General features: G+C 36.6%; 23 protein-coding genes. 8 read left to right on the top strand and 15 right to left on the bottom strand.

The annotated features are described in order from the left end of the window. Positions 1-34: 34 nt before the first annotated feature. Positions 35-223 carry a DUF6500 family protein gene (locus H3Z82_RS14790; protein ID WP_235982456.1) on the bottom strand — a complete coding sequence of 63 codons (189 nt, stop codon included), beginning with the start codon at positions 221-223 and terminating at the stop codon, positions 35-37. A gap of 193 nt (positions 224-416) precedes the next feature. Beyond that, a complete protein-coding gene (locus H3Z82_RS14785; RefSeq protein WP_182206280.1) occupies positions 417-1697 on the bottom strand; it encodes a DEAD/DEAH box helicase in 1281 nt (426 codons plus the stop codon). A 595-nt stretch (positions 1698-2292) separates the two neighbouring features. Here H3Z82_RS14785 and H3Z82_RS14780 point away from each other — a divergent pair. From H3Z82_RS14780 to H3Z82_RS14760, 5 genes are all read left to right on the top strand, one after another. Next, entirely contained in the window at positions 2293-2910 is a 618-nt protein-coding gene (locus H3Z82_RS14780) for a class I SAM-dependent methyltransferase (protein WP_182206279.1), read from the top strand. Between the two features lie 48 nt (positions 2911-2958). Next, entirely contained in the window at positions 2959-3930 is a 972-nt protein-coding gene (locus H3Z82_RS14775) for an alpha/beta hydrolase (RefSeq protein ID WP_182206278.1), read from the top strand. A 26-nt stretch (positions 3931-3956) separates the two neighbouring features. Next, complete coding sequence (locus H3Z82_RS14770; protein ID WP_182206277.1) at positions 3957-4574, top strand: class I SAM-dependent methyltransferase; 618 nt, start codon at positions 3957-3959, stop codon at positions 4572-4574. Between the two features lie 119 nt (positions 4575-4693). Continuing rightward, positions 4694-5458, top strand: coding sequence for a hypothetical protein (locus H3Z82_RS14765; protein WP_182206276.1), 765 nt, complete (start codon positions 4694-4696; stop codon positions 5456-5458). A gap of 208 nt (positions 5459-5666) precedes the next feature. After that, positions 5667-6341 carry an RluA family pseudouridine synthase gene (locus H3Z82_RS14760; RefSeq protein WP_182206275.1) on the top strand — a complete coding sequence of 225 codons (675 nt, stop codon included), beginning with the start codon at positions 5667-5669 and terminating at the stop codon, positions 6339-6341. Positions 6342-6677: 336 nt separating this feature from the next. Here the strand turns inward: H3Z82_RS14760 and H3Z82_RS14755 are convergent, their stop codons facing one another. From H3Z82_RS14755 to H3Z82_RS14745, 3 genes are all read right to left on the bottom strand, one after another. After that, positions 6678-7472, bottom strand: a complete 795-nt coding sequence (locus tag H3Z82_RS14755) for a tryptophan-rich sensory protein (RefSeq protein ID WP_182206274.1) — start codon at positions 7470-7472, stop codon at positions 6678-6680. Between the two features lie 108 nt (positions 7473-7580). Further along, positions 7581-8291, bottom strand: a complete 711-nt coding sequence (locus tag H3Z82_RS14750; protein WP_182206273.1) for a uracil-DNA glycosylase family protein — start codon at positions 8289-8291, stop codon at positions 7581-7583. Next, positions 8292-9014, bottom strand: coding sequence for a tetratricopeptide repeat protein (locus H3Z82_RS14745; protein ID WP_182206272.1), 723 nt, complete (start codon positions 9012-9014; stop codon positions 8292-8294). Between the two features lie 101 nt (positions 9015-9115). Here H3Z82_RS14745 and H3Z82_RS14740 point away from each other — a divergent pair, with 101 nt between their 5' ends. Beyond that, positions 9116-9247 (top strand): 30S ribosomal protein THX, encoded by a 132-nt coding sequence (locus H3Z82_RS14740; protein WP_163517873.1) that lies wholly within the window; start codon positions 9116-9118, stop codon positions 9245-9247. Between the two features lie 35 nt (positions 9248-9282). Here the strand turns inward: H3Z82_RS14740 and yaaA are convergent, their stop codons facing one another. The 4 genes from yaaA to H3Z82_RS14720 all read right to left on the bottom strand — a co-directional run bounded on the left by yaaA (position 9283) and on the right by H3Z82_RS14720 (position 12666). Then, the gene (gene yaaA / locus H3Z82_RS14735) at positions 9283-10041 is read right to left on the bottom strand and encodes a peroxide stress protein YaaA (RefSeq protein ID WP_182206271.1); all 759 of its coding nucleotides are present in this window, start codon (positions 10039-10041) and stop codon (positions 9283-9285) included. 150 nt (positions 10042-10191) lie between these two features. Beyond that, on the bottom strand, positions 10192-10716 hold the full coding sequence (locus tag H3Z82_RS14730) for a hypothetical protein (RefSeq protein WP_182206270.1): 525 nt from the start codon (positions 10714-10716) through the stop codon (positions 10192-10194). Positions 10717-11053: 337 nt separating this feature from the next. Next, entirely contained in the window at positions 11054-12103 is a 1050-nt protein-coding gene (locus H3Z82_RS14725; RefSeq protein ID WP_182206269.1) for an RluA family pseudouridine synthase, read from the bottom strand. Then, positions 12100-12666, bottom strand: a complete 567-nt coding sequence (locus H3Z82_RS14720; protein ID WP_182206268.1) for a PASTA domain-containing protein — start codon at positions 12664-12666, stop codon at positions 12100-12102. Before H3Z82_RS14720 ends, H3Z82_RS14725 begins: the two co-directional genes overlap by 4 nt. 257 nt (positions 12667-12923) lie before the next feature. On the opposite strand from H3Z82_RS14720, the gene H3Z82_RS14715 reads away from it, so the two are divergent. Together H3Z82_RS14715 and coaD are read left to right on the top strand one after the other, a co-directional pair. Beyond that, entirely contained in the window at positions 12924-13901 is a 978-nt protein-coding gene (locus H3Z82_RS14715; protein ID WP_182206267.1) for a D-alanine--D-alanine ligase, read from the top strand. Positions 13902-14009: 108 nt separating this feature from the next. Continuing rightward, positions 14010-14465: a pantetheine-phosphate adenylyltransferase gene (gene coaD / locus H3Z82_RS14710; RefSeq protein WP_182206266.1), complete on the top strand. Its 456-nt coding sequence runs from the start codon at positions 14010-14012 to the stop codon at positions 14463-14465. Positions 14466-14711: 246 nt separating this feature from the next. Here the strand turns inward: coaD and H3Z82_RS14705 are convergent, their stop codons facing one another. The 6 genes from H3Z82_RS14705 to alaS all read right to left on the bottom strand — a co-directional run bounded on the left by H3Z82_RS14705 (position 14712) and on the right by alaS (position 25305). Then, positions 14712-15362 (bottom strand): response regulator, encoded by a 651-nt coding sequence (locus tag H3Z82_RS14705; RefSeq protein WP_182206265.1) that lies wholly within the window; start codon positions 15360-15362, stop codon positions 14712-14714. 54 nt (positions 15363-15416) lie between these two features. Continuing rightward, complete coding sequence (locus tag H3Z82_RS14700; protein WP_182206264.1) at positions 15417-17327, bottom strand: tetratricopeptide repeat-containing sensor histidine kinase; 1911 nt, start codon at positions 17325-17327, stop codon at positions 15417-15419. Between the two features lie 51 nt (positions 17328-17378). After that, on the bottom strand, positions 17379-19364 hold the full coding sequence (locus H3Z82_RS14695; RefSeq protein ID WP_182206263.1) for an ATP-binding protein: 1986 nt from the start codon (positions 19362-19364) through the stop codon (positions 17379-17381). Positions 19365-19574: 210 nt separating this feature from the next. Continuing rightward, positions 19575-21491: an outer membrane protein assembly factor BamB family protein gene (locus tag H3Z82_RS14690; protein ID WP_182206262.1), complete on the bottom strand. Its 1917-nt coding sequence runs from the start codon at positions 21489-21491 to the stop codon at positions 19575-19577. A 227-nt stretch (positions 21492-21718) separates the two neighbouring features. Next, the gene (locus tag H3Z82_RS14685) at positions 21719-22432 is read right to left on the bottom strand and encodes a DUF6498-containing protein (RefSeq protein WP_182206261.1); all 714 of its coding nucleotides are present in this window, start codon (positions 22430-22432) and stop codon (positions 21719-21721) included. A gap of 260 nt (positions 22433-22692) precedes the next feature. Then, positions 22693-25305, bottom strand: a complete 2613-nt coding sequence (alaS, locus tag H3Z82_RS14680; protein WP_182206260.1) for an alanine--tRNA ligase — start codon at positions 25303-25305, stop codon at positions 22693-22695. Positions 25306-25457: the final 152 nt, after the last annotated feature.

Below are 25457 nucleotides of genomic sequence, written 5' to 3'. Positions count from 1 at the left end.
TCTGTGGCACTAAGACTTTGCGAGAGAACAACCGCTAATCCTTCACCATCGCTAAGATCTTCACCGCCTTCTCAAAATGATCCAACTTATGTTTCATGATCCACCAAGTGGCAGCTTCCATCAACAACTCAGGCGTCTCATTTTTATTGGCGAAAAACGCATAAAAAGACAAACCGACATTCGGGCCTTTCGAGGCAATCTTTGCCTCACATACCGTTATCATTTTGTCTTTTAAAGTTGGACTTAACATTTGAAGGTTCTTGTTTATTGTTTCTTACAACTATCCAAGTTAAAAACACTGATTGGAGACAATTTTATTTAAAACTTAGCAAAGTTATATCGTTGAAATTTCGACTTTGAATTCAATTTCGATTTCCTGCCATCACTATAACTACCCACGGCAGCTAACTTACTTTTTAATTCCGTCGATTCCTATTTCTATTTCTTCCAGAACCAGTTCCAGAATTTGAACCCTTGGAGCCTGTTTTATTACCACCTGCCTTTCGTTGTTGGGGTCTTCTACCTCTTCCTTGGCCTTGCTTAATAGGCTCAGTTGATGCGTTCGGATCAGGTTCAAAGCCTTCTACAATTTCCACAGGAATACGCTCACCTATCAGTTTTTGGATATCACGAAGATAGCTTGTCTCATCCGCACTAACCAATGATACGGCCAATCCGCTAGCTCCTGCCCTTCCTGTTCTACCAATACGATGCACATAGTCTTCAGCAATATTTGGCAATTCAAAATTGACTACATGTGGTAATAACGGAATATCCAATCCACGAGCAGCAATATCAGTGGCTACCAACACACGCACCGAACCTCTTTTAAATCCGTCCAAGGCCTTGGTTCTTGCACCTTGACTTTTATTCCCATGAATGGCCATGGCCGTAATATTACTGCTGATAAGTTTTTTGGTCAATTTATTAGCACCGTGTTTTGTACGGGTAAACACCAGCACTTGTTCCCAATTACCATCAGAAATCAGCTTCACAAGCAAGTCGGGCTTTAAGCCTTTGGCAACACGATAGACCTGTTGGTCAATAGCCTCCACCGTAGTATTTTCCGGAGTAGCTTCCACCATGACCGGATGGTTAAGAATATCGTTGGCAAGCGCTTTAATATCTTTTGAAAATGTCGCCGAAAACAAAAGGTTTTGACGTTTGGCTGGCATCACTGCCATGATTTTTTTGATATCGCGTAAAAAACCCATATCCAACATACGGTCGGCTTCATCCAAAACAAGAATTTCAATATTGGCAAGAGACAACAAGCGTTGGTTATGCAAGTCTAACAACCGTCCTGGGGTGGCGACAAGCACATCCACACCATTGCGAAGTGTTGCCACTTGCGGATTTTGGTTGACACCGCCAAAAATAACGGTGCTTCTAATATCTAAATACGTGCTGTATTGTTTAACGTTCTGATACACCTGAGCCGCCAATTCCCGAGTTGGTGTCAATACCAATGCTCTAACTGGGCGTTTGCGCAACGTTTGTCCTTGCGACAATAATTGTAACAATGGCAATGTAAAACCGGCTGTTTTTCCTGTTCCCGTTTGTGCCGATGCTAAAACATCTTTTCCTTCTAAAATTAACGGGATGGCCTTTTGTTGAATTGGTGAAGGCGTTGTATAGCCTTGTTTGCTGACTGCTTTAAGCAAAGCATCAGATAATCCTAATGATTTGAATGACATAAATTGTGTTTACGAAGCAAACACTATTAATTTAGGTCACTCCTTTAAATTTTGTGCAAATGTACGGTTAAATTGATCGTATTACGCCATGTGTAGCATTATATTCCAAATCTCACCATGTGTAATTGGCTACAAACGCATATCCTATCAGCTCTGAAAGGCTTATAAGCCAACAATAAATCTTTGCTCATACTTGTCTCCCACTGCTGTTTTTTATTTGTTTACAACCAATTGGTCTCAGTTTACAGGAGTTATTGTTCGGTCTAATTTCGAATATTTTCTCGAGTGTGCTTCGTTACGACGGGCTGTTGTGGAAGGATTGTCGAAAATATCCGCATGTAAATCGACAAATTGATCATTTTTAATAAGCGACAAAGACTTTATTCCGTCAATAGGATTTCTTACATTAATAGGGTATTTTGGTGAACTAAAAACAAGAAGTTAGTGGCAAGAGAACATCGTATGCATAAAAAGCTCATATGTATCACTATAAACTTCTCAATAGATCTACAACGGATAAAAACATTCTATTCAAAATATTCCGATTGATGGATTAACACACGAATTAATAAATACTAAGCAACATAAAATTACTATGGAAGAATTTTGGAATAACAGATACAAGGAAAAGGAATTCGCCTACGGAACACATCCAAATGTATTTTTTAAAAATACCATTGATAAACTAAATTTAGATGGCACCCTGCTTTTGCCAGCCGAAGGCGAAGGCAGAAACGCCGTCTATGCGGCAAAAAAAGGTTTAGAAGTCATTGCTTTTGATATAAGTGAAGAAGGTAGAAATAAAGCAATGGAATTAGCCCGTTCAGAAAATGTGAAGATCGATTATAGAGTCGGAGAGCTAAACCAATTAGATCTAAAAAAGAACAGCTTTGACGCTCTCGCGTTAATTTACGCTCATTTTGCTGCTCATGAAAAAGAAAAACTACACCAAGATTTAGCCGAATTAATAAAACCAAATGGCTATCTCATTTTAGAAGGATTTAGCGTTAACAATCTTGAGCTTCGTGAAAAAAATCCGAAAGTTGGCGGCCCTGCCAATAGAGAGATGCTATATACAAAGCAGGAGATTAAAGACACTTTTATAGATTTTGAAATTATTCATCTTGAAGAAACGCTAATAGAATTAAAGGAAGGTAACTTTCACAACGGTTTAGCCAGCGTGATCCGATTCATCGGAAAGAAAAAGGCGTGATTTTTCTGCCTTCAATGGCTTTCCAAATCAAATATAAAATAGAAGTCGATGATAAATAGCAACCAAGCATATGTGCCTGACATCCTTGGTGATGAATTTGAACAACGGACGTTGACCTTGAAAGATGACTATGAAGGTAAGGTCATTGCAACATTAATCCGTAGACAAACGACAATTCCTTCTGCTAAGGCCATTTTATATATTCATGGTTTCAGCGATTATTTTTTTCAGGACCAAATGGCTAAGCGCTTCAATAAAGAAGGCTATACGTTCTATGCTTTGGACCTAAGAAAATATGGTCGGTCGTACCTGAATCATCAAATAATAAATAATGTCCGTTCACTTATAGAGTATGATGAAGAAATCAATGCCACTTTGCACATCATAAAATCGGAAAAGCACTCTGAAGTCATCCTCATGGGCCATTCTACGGGTGGGCTCATTATTACCTATTATGCGGGTAGACATTTACATAGCAATTTATTCCATGGAATCATCTGCAACAGCCCGTTTTATGAATTTAATCTGAATGCTATTGAAAGGAAAATCGGGATTCCTGTATTATCCTTTTTGAGCAATTATTTTCCCAATTTGTTAATCTCAGGTGGATTTTCAAGATTCTATGGTTATAGCCTTCACCGTGATCACTTTGGGGAATGGGATTATAATCTGGCATGGAAGCCGCACGATTTGCCGAAGGTAACTTTAAGTTTTATCCATGCCATCCATAAGGCACATAAGAGTATACAAAACAATATGAAGCTAAACGTGCCTGGCCTGATACTGTATAGCAGTCAAACTATTAAGGATAAAAAATGGTCGGAACGGTTTATGGAAGGTGATGCGGTTTTAAATGTAGATCATATCCGCCAATATGCCAGCCAACTCCAAGGCAAAGTGACTGTTCGCGAAATTGAACATGGTTTGCATGATTTAGTACTCTCTAAACATGAGGTAAGAGAGTATGTTTATAAAATCATATTTGAATGGCTTAAGATGAATTTCAAAAACAAGAAGTGAATCATATCATCCAAAACACTAAATGAATGACAGATTTTTGGGAAAAAGCATTTAAAATCAATCGGAACATGTGGGGTTTTGAACCCGCAAAATCCACTGTATTGATTAAAGATTTTTTTATTGAACAAAACGTAAAAGACATACTTATTCCTGGGATTGGTTACGGACGAAACGCACAAATTTTTAGGGATAACGGTATGTCGGTTACAGGTATTGAAATTTCTAAAACAGCTATTGATTTAGCCCATAAACACTTTGGAAATGACTTACATATTCATCACGGTTCTGTAACCGAAATGCCTTTTGACAGCAAACAGTATGGTGGCATCTATTGCTATGCCCTAATTCATTTGTTGGATAAAAACGACAGAAAAAAATTAATCACAAATTGTTATAAACAACTCTCGGAAAACGGATTTATGGTGTTTACGACCGTTACTAAGGAAGCTCAAATTTATGGCCAAGGAACTTGTATTGACAAAGACAGATTTGAAATTTTTGGTGGTGTAAGAATGTTTTTCTATGACAGAAAGTCTATACAGGAGGAATTTGGTCAAGCAGGCCTTTTTGAGATAACGGAGGTGATGGACATTTATCCCTTTTATCTTATAAAATGTAAGAAAGAGAATCGAAAAGTCTCATAACATGTAAGATGTTCTGTACTATAAAAACCATCCTGAAAGATTATTTTTGTTGTGTAGCATTCTCAACTATTTATTTTAATTATCTTTAAAAATTCTTCGAGGCCCTTTAAAAAATCGTCATGACCAGAAAATTGACCATACTATTTCTTATTACCTTCCAAATTGGCGTAACCCAAAATTATGATACGGTTGTTATGGATACGCACAATATTGACGCTTCCAATGAGGTTTACTTGGTAGGGAATGCCTACATATTTGACTATGAAATTAAAAAAGACGGTAAAGTACTGAAACTTAAACACAACAAAGGTATGTACGGAAGTGCCGATTTTGAATTGGTGCCTTTAGCTACTGATGGTATTGAAGTAGACAGAATCCGATTGGTTGTACAACAGGTTTCAGATACGGAAAGAACCAACGAGGGACAAACGGAAATATCCTACATTCAAGATCCACTGTCAAAAGGCATGAGTTTAACTGGATTGGTAGATAATTCTCACAATATTTGGCTTCATCCCGTCCGAACTGGGTTTTTCAATGCCTTGCAAACCGCCCCGTTTCCGTTTATAAAGAAGCCCCCATCTATAGGTCAGGAATGGACGGACAAAATGGCGATTGGAAAAAACTGGAGCAATCCGCTTTGGGGTGTTTGGGAAGAGCCTTTACTACTATCTCTCAATTACAAGGTAAGCAAAATGGAAAATGTCAAAACAGCCTTTGGTACTTTAGAGTGTTTTGTTATAGAAAGTTCGGCTTCCTCTGATATTGGCACGACCAAACTAACAAGTTATTTTTCAAGCCTCTACGGTTTTGTGCGTATGGAGTATGAACTTCTTAACGGGCTTAAAGTGAATTTTTGGTTAGTAGATTTAAAAAGAGGTTAAACCCATCAAAAACATGGTTGACGATGCAAACCAACAATTAGATTACCAAATCAAAAGATTTTTCTAAATTTTTATATGTTCTGCGACTATATTTGAGTATAATAAAAGAGAAAATGATTAAGCTTCTACCATACTCTATAGATAATCCTATTTTTGCACTGAGTCCTATCGATCCTTACGATTCAGATAATTTAAAAGCGCAGCATCAATGTCCAAACTTGAAATAGTACATGAAAACAATGATTTTATCGTGGTCAATAAAACAGCTGGACTTATTAGTGAAAAAAGTCCATATGAAAAAAACACCGTCGAGGATCAAGTGTTCAATCATTTTTCAAAAAACAAACAAAAGCCCTTTGTCGGTGTGATACACAGATTGGATAGGGTTACAAGTGGGGTATTGTTATTTGCCAAGAAAAAAAGTATTCTTGTAGAATTTAACCATCTCTTCAGCAGTCGAAATGTTCAAAAAACCTATTTGGCCATGGTTAAAAACAAACCGCCAAAAGACAAAGATAACTTAACGAATTTTCTGGTTAAAAACACTTTAGAAAAAAGAGCTGATATCGTTCCATCAAAATCCAAAGACTCTCAAAAGTGTATGTTATCTTATCAAGTTTTAGGCAAGAATGCTTTTGGTTATCTCTTGGAAGTAAAACCTAAAACGGGTCGCTTCCATCAGATAAGAGCACAATTGGCGCACATAGGGTTACCAATTATTGGCGATGATAAATACGGCTCAGATGAAAACTATTTTCCATTAGCTATTTGTCTTCATGCGTGGAAACTGACCTACCAAGCCTCTGAGTCTAAGGAAGTCCTAACCTTCGAAGCAACACCACCTAAAAACGAATTTTGGAGATTTAAATCGCTCACAGTTTAGAAAAATACGGTATTTTTATGGGCATTACTTAAATTATCACCACTCAACTCGTAATTGAAGCCACAAAGGTCCATTATTAATGGTTTCCTGGACATACTATCCTTGAAATAGCTTGATGAACCTTGATACAAAAATAAATTTCACACAAAAGTACTACGCGCTAAACGACATAAACAATTTGGATGTCTGATGGTGTTTCGATTCCATCAGATTGCGCTGTTTATTTTGGAGCAACAGATGGATTGAAGACTAATGGCAAAAACGAAAGACGATAAGTAGAGTGTAAACATTAACCCATTAACAGAAATAAAACAAGCCTTTATCCATAGCGGATAATTATTGAAAACGCTCCTTTAACTTCGCCATTGGATTGGTAGCCTTGTTTATATAACCATGAGTCAAACTGCTTACAATGAGAACAAGCGCAGCACCACCCGCTACATAGACAACAGTGATTTCATACTCATAATTATTGTAGGCAATGGCAATGAGCGCCCAAGCGCCAACCAATGCGAACTCTCGCATATTTCGGGTCCAGGTCACAATTAAATTAATGATCAAGGCCACAATAATCATGAAAATCGTCCATGCCACTTCTGACATTCCAAAGCCACTCCACTCTATTTTTGTTAAATAGGAAGACACATTGGCAATACTTGCTACTGAAACCCAACCACTATAAAACACAAAAGGCCACCATAAAAAGGCAATCACTGAAATGGGCGCATCCCACAATTCCATCGCATTGTTCATCACAATTTTCAATAAAGAGAATAACAGCAAGAAGATGAACACACAAGACAATCCTGTATACCCATAAATCCACAGAAACACCCATGCAGAATTTGCTATACACGATATCACGAACCACCATCCAATTTTCAAAACGAAATCATCATCCCGTACTTTCACAAACAAACTTCTCCCCTGATAAATAATAAAACCAATGAGCAGTAAGTAAATAAATCCCCAAATTGAAAAAGCATATCCCGCTGGAGTAAAAAGTGAATTCAAACCTTTTGAAACCTCACCAATTGTGGTATTATTGATAGCTCCAGTATTGGAAAGATAATTGACGATAATAGTGGAAACGAGCGCAATACCATTGCTGATTTGTAAAATTCTTTTCATTGGACTGTTCTGCGAAGTTGCGAACGGTAATATAAGATCACCTCTCGATAATAGGACAATTTACGAAATACATTGCAAAGCATTAACACATTCAAAAATGGTGTTGACTCAAATAAACTCGCGGTACTGGAGCACTCTAAAATCGAAGGTATTGAAGTTGGGATTTTTGGCTTTTAAATGTTGGTATAAAGGCATTCTACTAATAGAAATATTTGCAGCTCCAGATCCTGAAGTAAGGGAGACTGTTTTGATGGTACGGAGTTGTGTTGACTTTTCTAAAGATGATAAATTTGAAACTTCAACTTTAGTCGGTTTGGCTGGAAGTTGAAATTCATGGATCCGTGGCACCTCATCAGATACCACTTTTAATTTCAATCCGTAAGTTTTTAAATGTTTTCTGAAGAAATACTCAGGCCCGTTCTTGCTATTTCCTCCCGTAAATAAAATGGTGTCTATATTGGGATACTTTTGAAGATATCCAATAAGGTTGCGTAACCGAATATTGATCATCCCCAAATCAGAGGCATTTATTTTTTCTCGCTCACAGCTTTCTACAATGTCGCAAACTCCAATCTTATGTGCTATCAGAAAATCTTTACGTTGTGCAACAGCTTCTTCCGAATTATCATATCGCAAGTTAAGATCATAAATCTTGTCAATAAATAGCCACAGCGAATTGAAATAACTGCCATAACAGAAATCGACATCCTTTTCAAGCAACTCGCCAACAGAAAAGCGTGGCGGCGGTAAAGTTCCAACAATCAGCTTTGTAGTATCGCTTTTAATAAATGGGGGATATGGATGTTGGTGAAAAAACAACTACAAATTTTTTCTCAATTTTTCAACCTCAAGAATCGTCTCTTTATATATGCGCTGGTTAGGCGCTGTCATATTTTGCATTTCAACAGAGAGCTCTTCCAAAATTTCTTTGGCATCGGCAGTTTTATCAATACGCAACATCAATTTTGCAAATGCCACGCGTTCATTATAGTTGGAATATGGTCTATCAATCATTCTCAATAGGGCTATAGCTTCATCCGTTCTACCCATTTCCGCCAAGGCCATCCCATAAAGAAACGGAACTTCTGATTTCTCAAACTCGTTATGACTTTCCAAACCGTCACTATGTGCAATCACCTGATCATAATCGTTGATATTATAATAAGATTTGATTAAATGCTCTTTAACAAAAAAATCGTTTTGGGTCTTATCCTCCAAGGCTATAGTATAGTGTTCAATAGCAGCCGAATAATCATTGGCCTCCAAATAGGCATCGGCAAGATTGACTCTATTGAGATATGTGTCAGCAAATTCAAGCTTTTGTTGCATTGCTTTTACTTTATTGGAAGGATTGATTCTTTTCTTAAAATTTTCCTGAATTTTTTCAGAATCATTTCTTTTGGGAACTTGAGTAACCAAATACGCGACACAGCCTACCAACGGCAAAAATATAATCGCAAAAATCCAATAAAACGACTTTCTATTTTTGAATAGATGATAGATACAAAAGGCTTGAAAAGCAATGATAAAATAAAAATACATCTGTTAAATAATATTAAAAGTCTGAAGGTATTGGTTTGTAGTTCTAAAAATGAGTACCTTCAGGATTACTTCATTTTAACTACAATAAAACTATAATAACAATGGGAAAAGGCGATAAAAAAACCAGACGAGGAAAAATTCAACGTGGATCTTACGGTGTCAAACGTCTTAGGATAAAGAAAAGACCAACCACACTTGAAAAAATCAATTTAGAAAAGAAGTCTAAACCTTAAAAGTTTGGGTTGAATTTGTTTCTATCATCATAAAGCTATCTCGTAAAAACTAATTTATTTTCTACAGATAGCTTTTCATGAAATCTGTAATTCTCCAAGTCAAAGCCCTTTATGTCTTCTATGGTCTTTGCATCATTATCTATAATATATCGGGTCATGAGTCCGCGGGCTACTTTAGCATAAATTCCGATGGTTTTATACTCCCCACTCTTCAATTCCTTAAAATCCACATCCACAACAGGGACTTTTAAAGCTTTTTTATCTATCGCCTTAAAATATTCTACACTTGCTAAGTTAAGGAATATCTCATCATCTTTCAACTCGGCATTCAAAGCTTTGGTAATGTCCTCTTTCCAAAATTCATATAAATTTTTATTTTTTCCGATGCTCAATTTTGTACCCATTTCCAAACGATAGGGTTGCATCAAGTCCAATGGCTTCAAAATGCCGTACAATCCAGAAAGAATACGTACCGTATTTTGAACCTTCTCCATTTTATCTGTTGGAATGGAATAGGCATCCAAACCTCTGTAAACATCACCACTAAAGGCATAAATTGCAGGTCTCGAATTGTCTTTTGTAAATGGCATTTGCCAATCCTGATTGCGATCATAATTGAGTTGGCTCAAATCTTTCGAAATTCCCATTAGCTCTGCTAAAGCCTTAACAGATTTCTTTTTAAGGATTTTATTGAGACGCTCTGACTGCTTTAAAAATTCAGGTTGCGTAGTTCTATCTGTGGGCAATTCCGTTTCAAAGTCTAGGCTCTTTGCTGGCGATAATACAAGTTTCATAGTTTCCTCCCACTAAAGCGGGTATCTTTTGTTAGATTAATATGCTCTTAATGTGCAAAGTTACGAATCAAATTGCAATTGGGAAATGAGGTATATCATGTCAATAGACTTTCTGCTAACAAATACAACGATTTTAAACTCATTGGCCAGTTAAAAAGATAAAAACTCTATATTTTTAACATGAATACCAATGAAACAATCATCCATACAGCCATTTACAACATAACCACAAGAAGATATCAATCCGTTTTTTCCGGTTTCGAAGTAGGTTTTGGCATTTTTTCTTTTAATCAACCATTCCTTTTCAGCCTTAGTGTAGACCTGGTCCATAGTTAAGGGCTCAGCCGCTTGGTTTTTATGGCTCCCTACTTTTGAGCCATTCTCAATCCATTCTATCTCTTCCTCAGGAATATCATTTAAATCATCAGGAGATGTATATTTGAAATGCCTTTGGGTTACTTGTCCGTCAACAACCGTTATTATTGTTTCCCACGAAAAACCCACCCAAGAATTATCAACAACCGTATACCTGTAAGAATCTGCATGGTGTTCTTTAAAATCCAACCAGGCTTTGTGGCTTTTTTCAAATTCATTTTTATAGTTTAGGTCATCATCATTAGAGCAAGAAATTACTAAGCTTCCAATGAATATAAAGAGATAAATTTTATTTTTCATAGCTTTTTTAAAAATAGAGTCTATTATAGAGATGCAAATTATCTCTCTTAGTTGCGTCAAAATATTGCGAATATTCAATTATAAAAGACACAAAATGATCTGCAACTGTTTCATCCATGGCGTTTCGGATTATTTGCCCACATTTATGGCAGTAATAATCTCATGAATTCTATGAATTTATAAACTACTTTTTTGAGTCTCTCTATTGGTAGTATTTAGAAGTAAGTGAGAAGAAAAAAAGCCGACCCTCTGACAATTGAATTGTAGAGGAAAAACGCCCAAATGAAAGTATTATTAGAATTCAATACTTTGAAGAAAAGTCAATATTAGATTTCAATTATTCCTGATCCATATCCTTATGCTTGGCATAATGCTGCCATTTGGCAATACATTCTTGCATATCTTGTGGGACTTCAGAATTAAAACTCATAAATTCTCCCGTTGTAGGGTGTTCAAAGCCCAAGGTTTTGGCATGTAGCGCCTGACGCGGTAATATTTTGAAACAATTATCAACAAATTGTTTATACTTTGTAAATGTCGTTCCCTTTAAGATCTTATCACCACCATAACGTGCGTCATTAAATAATGTGTGTCCAATATGTTTCATGTGCACACGGATTTGATGTGTACGGCCAGTCTCCAATTTACAGGACACCAATGTGACGTAACCTAAGCGCTCAATAACTTTGTAGTGTGTGACGGCAGGTTTACCTCTACCTTCAACATCATCTAAATACACGGTATTTTGCAACCTGTTTTTGGGATGCCTGCCAATATTACCTTCAATTGTACCTTCGTCCGCCTCAACATTGCCCCATACAATCGCAATATATTCGCGCTCACTGGTTTTATTGAAGAATTGTTTTGACAAATTGGCCATGGCAGCTTCGGTTTTGGCTATGACCAATAAGCCGCTGGTATCCTTGTCAATACGATGCACCAAACCAGGTCTGTTGCTGGAGTTGTTGGGCAGATTTTCAAAATGAAAAATCAGGGCGTTAATGAGCGTGCCCGAATAATTACCATGCCCTGGATGCACGACCATACCGGCTTCTTTATTCACTACAAGCAAATCATCGTCTTCATATACAATATCAAGTGGGATGTCTTCTGGTGTCAGTAAATATTCATGAGGTGGATGCTCAAAAAGCACACGAATCTTATCAAAAGGTTTGACTTTGTAATTGGATTTTACAGGAATATCGTTGACATAGATACTACCATTTTTGGCCGCTGCCTGAATTTTATTTCTCGTAGCGTTCTCGATAAAATTCATTAAGTATTTATCGATGCGCAATGGTGTTTGACCTTTTTCTGCTGTAAAAGCGTAATGCTCATACAAATCATCATCATTTTGATCTTCTAAATCTGGGGTGTTTTCTATCATTCTTCGTCTGTACCTCTATTACCATTCCCCAAAACAATATCAATCTTAGAGGTCATGGGCAGTAAATCGCCTGCTTTGACCGATGTACCTTCAAACGAGATGGATTGAACCTCGTCTTTACCAATATCATCAATATAAGATATTTTACCCACCTCAAATCCAATGGCTTCTAAAGTTGGCTTGGCTTGCCGAAAGGTACGACCAACCACTATAGGCACTTCAACTTTACGATAGCCTGAAGGATTTAAAATCAAATATACTTTTCGGTCTTCCTTAACCTGACTACCGGCTAACGGATATTGTTCTATTACTGAGTATTTAGGATATTTAGGATTATAATTGGCAGAATCTTGAATTTCCATAGTCAGCTGATTGTCGTTCAATAAAATCCCTGCGGTTTCAATGGTTCTGCCAGCCAAATCCGGGACTGTTACAAAACTCCCATGCTTAGTGCGATAATCTAACCATTTCAACATTAAAAAAGACAATACTATAATTGCCACAATAGCAAGTACAATTTGTATTAAAAATGCTTTACTCGTTAAAAATTTTATTAGACTCATGAAAATTTGTTATAAGTGGCAAAGATATATAAATCCAACCGTTTTTTCTTTTCCTTTTAATGTGATATTTTTGTTCGTAGAATATCGTCCATTAATTTACGAATGTATAACTTTTATTACTTGTAAATATTGTTGTTTCAATACCTAGATGTGAAATGCTATTATTAATAACTTTCTAAACGACCATAAATGTATTTGTGCATTCGTGGCTAAAAAAATAAACCCCAATTAGACTACCGCTTTTGCGGGAATTAAATATGAAAAAGAATGTAGCCATCATCATGGGCGGATTTTCGAGCGAATTCGAGATTTCCCTCAAAAGCGGACAAGTAGTTTATGAAACGCTTGACCGGTCAAAATATAATCCTTATCGCATTCATATTTTTAAAGACAAATGGGTATATGTCGATGAAAGCGACAACGAGTATCCTGTGGATAAAAATGATTTTTCGATTTCTGTTAACGGACTTAAAACCAATTTTGACTGTGTTTTTAACGCCATACACGGAACTCCTGGGGAAGATGGATTTATGCAAGGCTATTTAGAATTGCTAGAAATTCCACAGACAAGTTGCAATATGTACCAAGCGGCATTGACTTTTAACAAACGGGATTGTTTGAGCTCTTTAAAACCTTATGGTATCAAAACCGCCGAATCTTACTATGTAAATTTAGGCGATGTTATTGATGAAGATGCCATTATCGCCAAAGTAGGTTTGCCATGTTTTGTAAAAGCCAATAAAGCTGGCAGCAGTTTTGGGATCAGCAAAGTCTATAAAAAAGAAGAGTTCAAGAAAGCATTGGAAGTCGCTTTTAAGGAAGATGATGAAGTGATTATTGAGTCTTTTTTAGATGGCGTAGAGGTTTCGGTTGGCGTTATTATGTATAAAGGTGAAGTGACTGTACTTCCCATTACCGAAATTGTGAGCAATAATGACTTTTTTGATTATCAGGCCAAATATTTGGGACAATCTCAAGAAATTACGCCAGCTCGATTGACCGACGAACAAGAGGAAAAAGTAAGGACTGCCGCCAAGAAAGTTTATGAAGTCTTAAAAATGAAAGGCTTTAGTCGTAGTGAGTTTATATTTAAAGACGGTGAACCACACTTTTTGGAAATCAATACCATTCCAGGAATGACAAAGGCAAGTATTTTACCCCAACAAGCGGCGGCGGCGGGCATTAGCTTAGTGGACTTGTTTGGTAATGCCATTGAGGAATGCTTGAAGACTTGATGCTTTTGACAATAAGTGTCTGACATAAACCTTATGAAAAAGAGTTGTATATTTAGGTCTAATTTAATATAGGATTTCCTCTTTCGAGGGAACGATAAAAATTTATCGATGAAACGCGCACTATTCCCTGGGTCATTTGATCCGCTAACCTTAGGACATTTTGACATCATTAAACGCGGATTGAAAGTTTTTGATGAAGTGGTGATTGCCATTGGTATCAATGCCGATAAAAAGTATATGTTTTCTTTAGAAGAGCGTCTAAAGTTTATAGAAGAGGCGTTTAGAGACAATCCTAAAGTAAAGGTGATGACCTATAAAGGTTTGACCATTGATTTTTGTAAAGAGATTGAGGCTCAGTTTATTTTAAGGGGTTTACGAAATCCAGCCGATTTCGAATTTGAAAAAGCTATTGCACATACCAATCGAAAACTTTCCAGGATAGAAACTGTTTTTTTGCTGACCGCTGCGAGCACATCCTATATTTCTTCTTCTATTGTAAGAGATGTGATCAGGAACAATGGAGATTATACCGTTTTGGTACCGGATAGTGTTCGGGTTGTGTAAAATTCTCTTCACATACAGTTTCACCAAAAGAAATATTAAGCCAATTGAAAGGTTCTTAAATTCAAGTCCCACACATGGACATTTGAATAAATAGCTATCAATTTAAGATGTATATGCATTTTTATAACTAAGCTCAGTATTCTTCAAGTCAAAATTAAAATCGTCGGCATGCCTTCTGAGACAAAAAATTGATTTTACTTAACAATTGGAACCTCTAATTCTCAATCGTTCGCACATAGGCCACTATCAAATCAAATTATTTCGCTTTGCTTTTTGAACCGCTTCTATTTTGTTGTGTACCTGCAGCTTTTTATAAATATTTTCAATGTGCTTGCGTACCGTTCCAGTAGACAGGATTAAATTTTCGGCAATTCTATTATAATTTAACCCCTTGCTCAAGTGTTCCAGAACTTCAGTTTCGCGTGACGTAAGTTGGATATCCTCTTGATCCTTTCTATTGTCTATATCAATCGGATTTCTGAGTAGTTTCAGGGTTTTTAAGGCAATGGATGGATTCATGGCCGCACCCCCGTTTAGAGTTTCCAAAATACCATTATGTAACTCTTGGGCATTGATTTCCTTTAGTAAATAGCCGTCTGCCCCCGCTTTTATGGCGTTAAAAATATTCTCGTCATTGTCAAAAACGGTTAACATGATTATTTTGATGTGGGGATATTTATTTTTTACCAATTCTGTGGTTTCGATACCGTTCAAAACAGGCATTTCAATATCCATCAAAATTAAATCGAGGTTGGAGTTCTCTTCCAGCTTCGTCAATAACTCAGAACCGTTGAACGCCGAGAATTTGAAATTCAAATCCTCAAAAAAGGAGAGTTTCTCCTTAACCGTAGAGATTAAAAAAGAATTATCATCTACAATAGCTATTTTGATGTTCATAAATGCTTTCTTGATTAGTTAAAGTCTAAATTTCGGATGTTTTTAAGCATCTTCCTATACGTCAAACGTCGTATTTAATTTCTGCAATGACAACTTTACAATAATAGTCGTTCCTTTGGCTATGACTGATTCAATTAAAATTTCCGCTCCTATATCATTGGCCCTTTTCTTCATATTATTAATGCCATTTCCCATTTCAATTGTTTTTGGATCAAAACCATGGCCATCATCGGTTATTAAAATTTCCAAGTGCTGATTTTCGGAGTGGATTTTGACATCTATATGTTTCGCACCGGCATATTTTAATGCATTGTTCAGCGCCTCTTGAATAATACGGTAGATATTCATCCCATCAACAGAAGAGAATTTGATTTCTGTCTGCAACGTATCCTCCGCTTCAAAGCTAAAGGTCACATTTTCTGAAGTACTATTGGCTTTATCTATAAAATTAGAAATACGGGCCTTCAAATCCTCCAAAGAGATGTTGTTTTTATTCATGGCCCAGATAGTATCTCGTAACTCATAAATTGTAGTTGTGGTAAACTCACTTATAAACTTCAGTTTCGCATTCAATTTATCTGGCAACTGAAAGCCATATTTGAGATTGTCCAGAGACGAAATAATAAAGGTCAATTGCGCACCAATATTGTCATGCAAATCTCTACTGATACGCAAACGCTGTTCCTGTAATCTGTTTTGGGTTTCAATTTTGATCAAAGCGTCCTTAAGTTCATTTTCCTTTTTTAGCTGACTATTTTTAAGCTTTTGTTGGTTGTAAAACAGAAGTCCCAAAAGCGTCAATACCACTGCTAAACCAACGAGTCCCCATATATAGCTGTTTTTTCTACTCAAATCGAGTTCCTTTTCAGCTAAATCAGCGCGTTGTGAAAGTATTTCCTTTTCCTTTTTCTCAGTTTGATATTCAATTTCCAATTTTGCCACCCTGCTGTTGGTTTCAATATTGAGCAAACTATCTTTTAATGTGGTGAAATTCTTATAATAATAGAGGGCTGTTTCTGTATCATTTTTGGCTTCGTAATATTGTGAATACATATTTAAAGCGGTTTCAATATCGACCGCCGTTTTAGACTGATTGGCACAATAATAAGCACTATCAATATAGATTTTAGCATCCTCCAAACGTTCATTTTCCAATAGAATTTGGGCAATATTATTATAACTGGCGCCAACACCTGCCAAATTCCCGATAGCTCTTTCTATACTGGCTGACTGGTTGAAATACACCAATGCCGAATCAATCTCTGCCAAATAATAGAAAACGGCCCCAACATTATTGGTCGACTCTGCAATTCCCTTTTGACTTTTCAGGGATTTTTCTATGGTTAATGAACTTTTAAAATATTTAAGGGCTTTGTCCAATTCGCCATCATTAGCATATAGAATGGCAATATTATTGTAACCATCAGACAGTCCTTTTTTGTTGTTTTCCTTTTCAAATATCGCAATGGCTTTCAAATGGTTTTCGACCGCTTTGGAATTCATTCCCAAATAGCTATAGACCATTCCTATATTATTGATTACAGTGGCCTGCTCAATCACTAAGTTTTCTTTTTCATAAATAGTTAAGGCGTTTAAATAGGCAGTCAGCGCAGCTTCATAATCTCCCAAACTCCGATTGCATGCGCCAATGTTGTTATATGCTGAGGCTAAAGCGCGTTCGTCTTTTGTTCTTGTCAACGCCTCTTCAGATAAAGCTTTGGACTTCTGAAATTGCCCTAAATCTCGGTAGACGATGCCTAAATTATTTTTTGAGTAAGCAATCCATTCTGATTGCTTGTGTTTCTGAGCAATATCAAGAGCGCTTTCCAAAATAACCAAAGCTCTTTGCGGGTCCTGTTTATATAATGTCATGGCCGAATCATTTAGCTTTTCTGCAGTTCCTTGAGAAAAACCAATGCTGATGGACAGGAAAAATAAAAGACAGATAAATGGTTTCAAGTTCATTTTTTGGATTGCCACTGTTAAAATATTGATTTTTCAGAAGATCCTTAGTTTCTATATGATAAAACTTACTTTGGTGCCATGATTAGGAAAGGATTCAATTTCAAACTTCCCATCTATTTCATGAATTCTTTTTTGCATATTTATTAAACCATTTCCTTTTTCCACAGTAGTTATATCGAACCCTTGACCATCGTCTGAAATTGTGAATTTTAAATGATCTAAAAACTTTTCTACCTTAACCTCGATATTTTTGGAATTGGAATGTTTTAAACTGTTATGTATGGCTTCCTGAATGACGCGATGGATATTAACACCCTCCATGGAATTAAATTTTCGCTTAAGATCAACATCAGCATCAACCTTAAATGAAAAATCCACCTTTCCTTCAAACACATGTGCTTTATCAATATAATTTGAAAGACGCGACTGCAAGTCTTCAAAAGTAATTTCGGTTTTATTCATTGCCCAAATAGTGTCCCGCAATTCATAAATGGTTTCTGTGGTAAATTCGCTGATACTTGTTAGTTTATCGTTAAGTTTTTGATCCGTTATGTCAAAACCGTATTTCAAATTATCGATAGAAGAAATGATAAAAGCTAATTGCGCACCTATATTGTCGTGCAGATCTCTACTGATTCGTATGCGTTGTTCTTGAAGTCTGTTTTGGGTTTCAATTTTCAGCAAAGCATCTTTCAATTCACTTTCCTTCTTAAGCTGTTGGTTCCTAAGTTTTTGCTGATTGTAAAATAAATAACCAATAAACGTTAAAACCACAGCAAAGGCTATCATTCCAAAAAGCTGTGAGTTTCGCTTTTGAATGGTCAGATCCCGTTCTGCCAAATCTGCGCGATGAATCAAAATTTGCCGTTCTTTATCTGCCGTTTTATAACGCTCTCCCATTTCAGCAATCTGCCGTGTTTTGGTTTCGTTAAGAAGTGAATCTTCTATGGATTTGTATTCTATATAATTATTTAATGCGCTCTTGTAATCTCCTTTTTTAACATCCAACTCATGAAATCTATAATACGCTTCCAATTGGTATTTGCGCGTTCCATATTTTAAGGTATTACGCATGGCACTATCCAAAACCTTTTTAGCCTCTTTAAAGCGTTTGGTTTCCAAATAAATTTTTCCCAAGTTGACCAAGGTCACACCCTTTCTGGCTTCAAACCCTGGCACTGAGAGCGATTTCAAAGTGTATTCCTCAGCTCTTTTATAATCTTTTAACTTAGAATAAGTATTGCCGATGTTTGAATACGTAGTTCTAGAAAAGGCTAGGTAATTCATACTTTCGCTCAATCTTGCGGCTTTTTTATTGTAATACAAAGCACTATCAAACAAACGTTTGTTGAAATTATCCTTTTCTGCCAATTCATCATAGGCAATTCCAATGCGTCCATAACATAGTGCTTCACCTTTTTTATCATCAATCTTTATGGCAATTTTCAACGCTTCTCTGTTCCATTTGATGGATTCTTCGTATTCGTACATTCGGTCATAGATATAGCCTATTAAAGACATATCTCTTAAAACATTGACTTCAATGTGGTTTATTTTATTGAATTCCAATGACCTAAAACTAAGATCTAAAGCCTCAGGGAATTCTGAAAACAAAGTGTGTATTTGAGACTGTTCATAATAAATATCCTTGAGAACTTGATCTTCATAATCTTCCAAAATTTTGGTGGCCTCTTGATAATAATCCAAAGCTCTTAGAGATGACGAGGTTGCATTTACTTTACCCTTAAGGAATAGAGCTCTTCCTTTATACTGAGTGTTGTTGAAATTTGTTACATTTTTAAAAAGTAAATCAGTATATGTAGTTGCTATGGAATCATTTTTAGAAAGATAAATAGTAGCCAGTTTATAATAGAGTTCAAGCTTTTCTTTATCATTAGCCGATTTCAGACGATTTTGAAGTTTTGATATTTGAAGGGAATCTGCTTTGGTTAGAGCAATTGAAGAAAATTGTGCATTCTTTTGCCCATAGGAAAATAGGATACAAAAGAATATTAGAATCAAAAGTACCTGTCTCATGTTAAGCATTTGAAAAAAAGAAAGCATCAGTATTAACCCATATTTTTGAATAATGGAAATAGCTGATGCTTTCTTAAGAAAATTGATTAATAGCATTACCAATATAGTTCTAAAAGTTTTTGTGATAGGTATTTTTCGACAAATAGCAATTAAAAAAGATTAAGCGTAATTATATGATAATCACGCCTAACCTTCATCCCAAGAATATAATTATTTATTAAGATCGTAAGCGTAGATAGACTTATCGTTGGCCTTATAGTACAGAACACCCGCAAGATCATCTACTTGATATTCGGGTTTTTTATCTTTTAAAACAATTTCTTTATCTACGTTTCCGGTATCCTTATTGACTTTAACCAAACCAACGCCATCATCCAGTTTTGTAAGAATGAATTGTGCATTCTCTGTCGCGGCTGTAGCTTTAAAACGTTGTGACATCATATTAAAAGAGGCATCTCCAATAGAGGCAAACATATCTGCCGCGCGTTGGTTTTCTTTACCATAATCATTATAGTTTCTTAAATTGTTGCTGCTGCCATAGCCTGTTTTGTTCATTCCAGCCTTTGCCGCATGGGCCATTGCCAAACCTGTGGACGCCACTGCCATGACACCTCCCATAACTTTCATAAATCCGCTTTTTCCAGGAGATTTATAGTATCCATGGTATTTTTGGTCGCCATTATCACCCAACATCATCAAATTTTGTGAAGCGCTAAGAAATATGTTGCCATCTCTCATTTCCATCGTATTCGCAGCTTCCTTTTCGTCAAATTTCACTTTGGCCAGTTCTGAAACATCTCCGGAATTTGCATCAATGGCAAACACCGTGTCATCTGCAGCGATAAGGTATCTATTTTTGGCGCTATCAAAAGTTGAAGCCACCGCAGCTGAATTTTTATATTTCAATGGCTTTTTCCAGACTTGGTCCCCCGTTTTTAAGTCGACAATATTAGCATCTTCTCCAGTGATATAAATCAAGCCTTGTGGAGACTCAGCCATAACAAGTATATTCTCTCCAGTCTTTAGGGGCTTTTTAAACAAAGTTTTTCCATCAAAAGAAATTTTATTGATGCCACCTTGTTGGATGCCAAATAAGATGCCATCGTCCTGAACATAGAAATGCTGGACATAGCCTTTTGTCTTTGGCGCTTTATCCCACAAGTCCTCTCCAGAATTTGCACTTAAAAAGGCGATTTCAGATTCATTTTTTGTTGAAAACACACTCGAACTGCCACCGTCACTTTTATCACTGACCACAGCCAAGCCCTGCGGAAGAATCTGGAAATTGGAGATATTACCTTGCACTTTACGGTCATCCTTCCACAGTTCAGCACCATTATTTCCTATTTTATGGATGCGGGTGTTTTTACCGTTGGACGTGGTCTCAAAACCATAAATTTCCTTTTCAGTAGCATCAGCAACCATCCAATTAATGCCTTTGATTTTAGTGGTCCATATATCTTCTCCCGTATGTGATTTTGCAACCAAGCCTTGTGCCGTTGGAATAATTAACATGTCTTTTAACAGCAATGGAGTTCCGGTCACACTGACATCCTTGGCAACACCAACACGACCTGGTTTATCCAAGAAAAAACTATAATCCAATTTTGATGCTCCTAAATCATATACGGCTACTTTTGGTGTAGTTTTTTCAAATTTATCTCCTTCTTTTTGTATGCCACTTAAGATCAATTTATTCTGTGGCAACACCACATCGCAAGTAAAAACTTGATTCCAGTTGTCCGTATCTGAATTAAAAATGACTTTTCCGGTCATATAATCGATTACGGCACGTTTGGTTTTGGCTATACCTGCAAACTTAGACCCAACGCCTTGAGTAACGATTATATATGGGGAGTTAGGAACAAACTGAGTTTCTTCTGGTTTGAGCTTCCCAAAATCATTAAACCTAAAAACCGGCTGACTTTCGGTGGGCCTGATCCCGACCAAACCATCATTGGTTGCGACTACTAATACACCACCCACGGTGAGCGTCATTTCGTTGATACTTGATCCAAGATCATAGCTTTGATTGGGTGTTTCAGCTTTTTGGGCATTTGCAGATGTTGTTCCGAAAAAGAGAGCAATCATCATCATAAGTTTGAATTGAAGTAATAGAATTTTCATTGTTGAAATATTAAGGGGTTTATAATATTCCAAAATTGCAAATAAAGAGAAGGGGAATCAATACGGCATATGTCGTATATTTTGGGCAATCAAAATTTGTCTGAATGTAACTTTTGGGCTATAGGCGGATGTGGGATGAGAGGTTATGGATTAGCAGTATTTGAATATCGCATCCTGAATGTTGAATATTAAAGTTTAATCAGAAACGGAATTTGGAATTTTCAAGACTATTCCGAAAACAATAAAAGTTGTTTTCTTAATTTATCCTTAGGTGTTTTGCCATCATAAAATTTCTCTACAAGGTATTCGAGAACTTTGGTGTCTTCACGAATAGCAGTTAAACCAAAATCGATAAGCGATTTGAAAAAAATAAGTAAAAGCGCTGCTATAAGTGCTGCGTCGGCAAATATTATAAAGAAAAAAAACGCAATTATGACCGCAAATTGTTGGATCACTATTCGGACATAAGGTTTATACATAATTTCATAAGCTGCAAACTCAAGATATTTTTGAGACTGCATAAAATCGAAAATGAATTTCATCAACTGTGTTCCAATTAAAATAGGAAGAACATAAACCATACCTTCCAAACTCAGTATCGCCCGATAATTTTCAATAATGTGAAACGGCTCCTTAACGAAAGTTTGCCCCTCCATTCCGATGATTACAAAAACAAAAACGGACTGAATGGCCACAAACATGCCATAATGGAAGATAAAAAAAAGAACTAAAAAACCAATAGATTTGCCTGAGCCATCGTGACGAGATGCTGCCACCATCTTAAAAATATTGAACATCCCGATAATTACTGTCTCTAAAAAGTATCCAAACAAAATTGCATAGGGTGTAATTTTTCCCATCAGAAGGAAGCCTACCAGAAACACGATATTCATCCACACATACAAATTGTTGCGATTAGGCATATAAACAGAAAACAGCATAGGTAGACTTTTTTACAAATAAAAGCTTTTGAAACCTATAAAACCATACGATGAAATACGTATTTAAGAAATTTTCTTTTTCAGCTCGCAAAGTCGCGAAGATGCCAAGTTTTTAATATTTCAAACTTATTTATCGAATCTCCAATCAATCTATTGTCCATTAAATCTCTGTGTCTCTACGATCGATTTAATTGAAGCCTCTGCGTAAGATTTGATGAGTGCTTCTGCGAGAAATCTATTCAACTTTATCAAAAGATAATTTATTTCAAATACCCCGCCGCAGCCTCTAAAGCCTTTTCAATCCCAGCCGGATTTTTACCGCCCGCTGTTGCAAAAAATGGCTGTCCGCCCCCACCGCCTTGGATATGTTTACCCAATTCGCGGACAATAGCACCTGCATTTAAACCTTTACTTTTCACCAATTCTTTAGAGATATAGCAGGATAATAATGCCTTTCCATCATTTTCAGCGCCAAACAACAAAAATAAATTGTCATATTGCTGCCCCATTTCAAATGAAAGATCCTTGATTCCCGAGGCATCCAAATCTACTTTTTTCGCTAAAAACTGGATGCCTTGAATTTCCTTTAATTCGTTTTTAAGATCGCCTTTCAAGTTTTTGGCTTTATCTTTTAACAAATTCTCGATTTGCTTTTTTAACTCATCGTTCTCAGATTGCAAACTCTGAATGGCTTTGTAAGGCTCTTGCGCATTATTCAAAAGACCTTTGATTCTATAAAATTCACGGTCATGTTCTTGATAATAGTCTTTTACGGCATCATTGGTAATGGCCTCTATACGACGAATACCAGAAGCTACTGCGCTTTCCGAAATTATCTTGAAATACCAAATATCCCTAGTGTTTTTAACGTGTGTACCGCCACATAATTCAAATGACTTCCCATAACGAACCGTCCGAACGGTATCACCATACTTTTCTCCAAATAACGCTATGGCACCTTCTTCAATCGCTAACTCCATCGGAATATTACGCTGCTCTTGAAGATCCAATTTCCCATCAATACGCGCGTTGACGAAATTTTCAACATCATTCAATTCTTCCGGTGTCAGTTTTGAAAAATGCGAAAAATCAAAACGAAGGTACTTTGAATGCACCGCACTTCCTTTTTGCTCCACATGTTCACCCAATACCTCTCGTAAGGCCTGATGCAACAAGTGCGTTGCCGTATGGTTGGATTCAGTTCTTCTGCGCTGTTTTGCATCTACTGAGGCCTTAAAAGTTCCCGTAAGATCCTTTGGCAAACTTTTAGTGAAATGAATGGCAACATTATTTTCTCTCTTAGTGTCTAAAATATACACAACATCACCGTTACTGTCGGTTAAATACCCCTTATCACCAACTTGTCCGCCGCCTTCTGCATAAAATGGCGTCAGATTGAATACCAATTGGTACATTTCGCCGTCTTTTTTAGATACGACTTTTCTATATCGGGTAATTTTTACATTGGTTTCAAGAAAATCATAGCCTATAAATTCCTGTACATCATCTTCCATCAAAATAGTCCAATCTTCAGTGGACATTTCGCTGGCGGCACGTGAGCGGTCTTTTTGCTTTTTCATTTCAAGATGAAACCCTTCTTCATTAAGTTCCAGTCCTTTCTCTCTCAATATTAATGCCGTAAGGTCAATTGGAAATCCGAAGGTATCGTAAAGTTCAAACACCTTTTCACCTGATATAATTTTTGAGTTTGATTCTTCTACTACTCGGTTTAAAAGGACCAAACCTTGATCTAAAGTTCTTAAGAACGATTGCTCCTCCTCTTTTATAACGTTTTCAATCAGCTGTTTTTGCGATTTCAATTCCGGAAAAGCATCGCCCATCTTCTTGCTCAGTACATCAACTAACCTATAAATAAACGGCTCTTTCTGATCTAAAAATGTGAAACTGTAACGAATGGCTCTTCTTAAAATCCGGCGAATGACATAACCTGCACCGGTGTTACTTGGTAATTGTCCATCGGCAATAGAAAATGCCACGGCACGTACGTGATCGGAAATAACCCGTATGGCAACATCTACGTCTTCATTATTGCCATAAGGTTTTTCTGAAATGGTTTCTATTTCACGAATAATTGGCGTAAATACATCCGTATCATAATTAGACTGAACACCCTGCAACACCATGCACAGACGCTCAAACCCCATTCCAGTATCAATATGTTTTTGAGGCAATGGCTCTAAAGATCCGTTGGCTTTTCGGTTGTATTGCATAAAAACCAAATTCCAAATTTCAACCACTTGAGGGTGATCCATATTCACTAAGGTCTTACCATCGACCGCTGCTTTTTCTTCTGCCGATCGGATATCCACATGAATTTCACTACATGGACCACATGGGCCTTGCTCGCCCATTTCCCAAAAGTTATCCTTTTTATTACCCATCAAAATACGATCTTCAGAAATAAAAGATTTCCACAGGTCAAAAGCTTCCTGATCCATTGGCAAGTTATCTTCAGCGTTGCCTTCAAAAACGGTCACATACAGAATATCTTTATCTATTCCGTAAACATCCACCAGTAGTTCCCAGGCCCAAGCAATGGCTTCTTTCTTGAAATAATCTCCAAAACTCCAATTACCAAGCATTTCAAACAAGGTATGATGATAGGTGTCATACCCCACTTCTTCCAAATCATTGTGTTTGCCAGAAACACGAAGGCATTTTTGGGAATCGGCAATTCTGCTGTTTTTGGGTTGCGCGTTGCCCAAGAAATATTCCTTAAAAGGTGCCATTCCGGAATTGACAAACATTAAGGTTGGATCATCTTTTAGAACCATGGGTGCCGATGGCACAATACTATGCTGTTTGTTCTTAAAAAAGTTTAAAAATGTGGAACGGATGTCTTGAGATTTCATTTTGATAAATTGATGTCTTATAATAGGTTATAATTGTGATATGGCCGACTTTTTCACAAAATTATTTTAAAGTTGATATATCGCAGGCTTAGTTTAATCGAGAATCATTTAGTTTTACTAAATTTACAAATAAAATATTTTGTAGGTTTGTT

The organism is Gelidibacter maritimus (assembly GCF_014062315.1).
GTDB lineage: Bacteria > Bacteroidota > Bacteroidia > Flavobacteriales > Flavobacteriaceae > Gelidibacter > Gelidibacter maritimus.
This window is presented reverse-complemented; position numbering and strand designations above follow the sequence as displayed.